The organism is Streptomyces calidiresistens, from assembly GCF_014141525.1.
Lineage (GTDB): Bacteria > Actinomycetota > Actinomycetes > Streptomycetales > Streptomycetaceae > Streptomyces > Streptomyces calidiresistens.
Window position 1 is genome coordinate 1 of record NZ_VKHS01000569.1, and the last position, 3,674, is coordinate 3,674.

At 72.7% G+C, this 3,674-nt stretch carries 3 protein-coding genes, 1 tRNA gene and 1 other RNA gene; 3 read left to right on the forward strand and 2 right to left on the reverse strand.

Going from position 1 to position 3,674, the window contains the following annotated elements; all coding sequences use genetic code 11:
- Nucleotides 1-1,224 (reverse strand): DNA polymerase III subunit gamma and tau (locus FOE67_RS19695; RefSeq protein WP_182666150.1); only part of this gene is annotated, 1,224 nt, incomplete at its 3' end.
- Between the two features lie 124 nt (nucleotides 1,225-1,348).
- An RNA gene (gene ffs / locus FOE67_RS19700) (signal recognition particle sRNA small type) lies at nucleotides 1,349-1,445 on the reverse strand.
- Between the two features lie 174 nt (nucleotides 1,446-1,619).
- Here ffs and FOE67_RS19705 point away from each other — a divergent pair.
- From FOE67_RS19705 to FOE67_RS19715, 3 genes are all read left to right on the forward strand, one after another.
- Nucleotides 1,620-1,704: transfer RNA gene (locus FOE67_RS19705), tRNA-Ser, on the forward strand.
- Between the two features lie 730 nt (nucleotides 1,705-2,434).
- Complete coding sequence (locus FOE67_RS19710) at nucleotides 2,435-2,617, forward strand: hypothetical protein (protein ID WP_182666152.1); 183 nt, start codon at nucleotides 2,435-2,437, stop codon at nucleotides 2,615-2,617.
- 453 nt (nucleotides 2,618-3,070) lie between these two features.
- Nucleotides 3,071-3,674 (forward strand): hypothetical protein (locus FOE67_RS19715; protein ID WP_182666154.1); only part of this gene is annotated, 604 nt, incomplete at its 3' end.

Genomic DNA, 3,674 nt, shown 5'->3' on the forward strand with positions numbered 1-3,674 from the left:
TGTATAAGAGACAGGCACGGGGGGCGCCGCGGGCGCGGCGGGAGCCGGGGCGGCGAACGCGGCGCTCGCGCCGGCCTCCAATCGCTCCAGCCTGCTGAGCAGGGCGCTCTCGTCGCCGTAGGCCGCCGGCAGGAGCACCCGGGCACAGATCAGCTCCAGCTGCAGCCGGGGGGAGGTCGCGCCGCGCATCTCGCCCAGGCCGGTGTTGACCAGATCGGCGGCCCGGGCGAGGCGGGCGGGACCCAGCGAGGAGGCCTGCGCGGTCATCCGCTCCAGGACATCGGCCGGCACGTCGAGCAGGCCCTTCTCCGCGGCGTCCGGTACGGCGGAGAGGATCACCAGGTCGCGCAACCGCTCCAGCAGGTCGGCGACGAAACGGCGGGGGTCGTGACCGCCCTCCACCACGCGGTCGACGACCTCGAAGGCCGCCGCGCCGTCGGAGGCGGCGAAGGCGTCGACGACGCGATCGAGGAGCGCACCGTCGGTGTAGCCGAGGAGACCGGTCGCCATCGCGTAGGTGACGCCCTCCTCACCCGCCCCGGCGAGGAGCTGGTCCATCACCGACATCGAATCGCGCACCGAGCCGGCGCCCGCGCGCACCACGAGCGGCAGCACGGCGGGATCGACGGGGATGGCCTCCGTCTCGCACACCTGCGCCAGGTAGTCGCGCAGGGTGCCCGGCGGCACCAACCGGAACGGGTAGTGATGGGTGCGCGAGCGGATGGTCCCGATGACCTTCTCCGGCTCGGTGGTGGCGAAGATGAACTTCAGGTGCTCCGGCGGCTCCTCGACGACCTTGAGCAGGGCATTGAAGCCCGCCGAGGTCACCATGTGCGCCTCGTCGATGATGTAGATCTTCCAACGGCTGGAGGCGGGGCCGAAGAAGGCCTTCTCCCGCAGTTCGCGGGCGTCGTCCACACCGCCGTGGGAGGCGGCGTCGATCTCGATGACATCGATCGAGCCGGGGCCGTTGCGCGCCAGGTCGAGGCAGGAGCGGCACTCCCCGCAGGGGGTGGGGGTGGGGCCCTGCTCGCAGTTCAGGCAGCGGGCCAGGATGCGGGCGCTGGTCGTCTTGCCGCAGCCGCGGGGGCCGCTGAAGAGATAGGCGTGGTTGACCCGGTTGTTGCGCAGCGCCTGCTGCAGCGGGGCGGTCACGTGCTCCTGCCCGATGACCTCGGCGAAGGTCTCGGGACGGTAGCGGCGGTACAGCGCGAGGGACGACACGACTCCGACGATATCGGTCCGCACCGACAGCGGGCCCCGCCCCGGGGCGGGCGCACGCCCCCGTTCCGCCGCCTGTCGCCCCGGAGCCGGTGCCGGGGTTCCGGAGCGGGGGAGGTCGGGGAACGACAAGGGCCCCCCACGCACCCGCCAGAGCCAACCTACCCTTGCTGCCTTCCGGCCCTGGGGGAGTTCAGTTGGATAGCGCCGCGTGAGGGGCTGCGCCCAGCCTACCCGATCACCGGGAGCGCCCGGTCCCCACCCGGCCGGGTGGGTCGGCGGCCGGTGGGCGTCGGCGACCGGAGACGGGTGGGCAGGTCACCGCCGCCCTCGGCGACCGGGGCGCGGAGCGGCATCGGATTCGCGACCACGCCCCCGGGTTGTGTATCGTGCTTCGCGGAGGATTCGCCTAGAGGCCTAGGGCGCACGCTTGGAAAGCGTGTTGGGTTCACACCCTCACGAGTTCGAATCTCGTATCCTCCGCTCCAGCTCTCACCGGGCTGAACGAAGACCCCGACCGCTCAGCGGTCGGGGTCTTCGTCGCTCCCGGACGCCGTGCCGGTCGGAAGGCGGGCCCTCGGTGGGGCTGCCCGCCACAAGCAGATCGGGCACAGCCGAACACGCGATGTCGCCGTCCGGGTGTCCCACCGGTACCGGCCGACCGACTGCACACGACACCGCCGTCCGCGCCGGAACCCGCCCCCTTCGACAGCGGGATGCCCCGGACACGGACGCCGAGGAACCCGCCGTCGGGTACGCGAAAGCACCGGTCGGCCACAGACCTCCACCGGGTGGCCCCCGCCATCGACACCGGTGCGGTCGTCACGGCCGAGTACCTCGCCGTCCCGGGCAACCGAACCGTCCGCACCCTCGGCGACCCGGAGCCCGAGCCGTCCTTCCCCGATGTCCGGTACCACCCGCACGAGGCGGAACGGGCCTTCGCTCTCTCCCGCGTGCACGGCGTGATGTCCGTGCAGCCGACCGCGGCGGCCGGGGTCCCTGCTGCCGTGGGCGCCCGGCGGGGAACGCGGAGGAATGACCCTCCGGATCCGGCCCGGTGTCCGCGCCGAGTTCCGCGGTGGGGATGCCAACGGTGTTGACGACGTGCCGCTTTGGGACCGGTCCGGCGTGAACGGGCGCGTACGGGGCATCCGTTCGCCACGGTGAATCCCCGCTTTTCCGGCGTGGGACGCCGCGAGGAAAGGAGAGGCCCGTGCTCGCATTGGTGGCCGCCGTACTCTTCGGCATCGCCTTCATCATCCACGCCACCGGCACCGCGACCGAGGCGATCTTCAGCGCCACCGGACTCATGCTCGTGGGGCTGACGCTGGTGGCCCTGCACCTGGCGGGGGTCGGGGCCGGGCGGACCGCCTGGGCGGGTCGCCGCAGGCGCTGACCGACACCACGGACCGAGCCGGGTCCCGGGTGGTGGCGCCCCTTGTACGGGCGCCACCACCCGGGACCCGGCCGTTTTTCGTCCGGACCCCTCGCGCCCGCGGCCGGGGACCGGGGATTTCGGGGCTCGGGACGGTGGGCCGCCCCCTGCCCCACCACCGGGGGAGGCCGGAAACCGGGAGCGCGTGGTGAGAGGCCGCCGAGGCGGCGTTTGAGGAGCCCACGAGGGGTTACCCGGCGGCCCGACCCATGCCCGCCCGACCCAATGGGAAATTTTCAGAATATTCCATTATGCAAGGGTTTTTTCCATGACTTTTCGGTCACGCGATCAGAGCAAGGATCGAGTACCGATACCGAGGGGTCAGCGGCAGTTGGTCGTCTCCGGGGCGGGTCGGAAAGCACGGACCCACCGATCGGAGCGCGACCGCGCCGTGTCCCCGAACGGGAGGGACCCATGAGCGGTGAGCCCACGGACGCCACCGGACGGGCGCGGGTCGTCGGGCAGGAGGCGAGGGAAGAGGCCTCCGCCACGGCCCATGTCGCCGGACAGGCGGCGGAGAAAACGATGGAAACGGCCGGACACGAGGTCGGCGCGGTCGTGGAAGAGGCACGGCACCAGGCCGACACCGTGGTTCGGGACATGCGGACGCGGGTGACGGAGGAGGCGGACGAACAGACCCGCCGGGCCGCCGAGACCCTGCGCAGGTGGGCCGAGGACCTGGCCGACATGGCGGAGCACGGGCGGGAGGAATCCCCGGCTCGCACGATGGTGGCCCGCACCGCGCGACGTGGGCAACGCGCCGCCGAGTACCTGGACCACCAGGGCATGGAGGGCGTATTGCACGACCTGCGTCGATTCGCCCGACGGCGGCCCGGTGCCTTCCTCGCCGGTGCCGCACTGACCGGCCTGGTCGTCGGCCGGCTCGCCCGGGCGAGCGGGGACAACGGCTCCTCTTCCGAGCCGAACGGTTCGCCGGGGCAGTCGACCGCTCCCGGGGGAGCGAGCGGATCGGCCGCTCCTCCCGTCCCGGCCACCGCTCCCGCCGGCCCACCGGCCC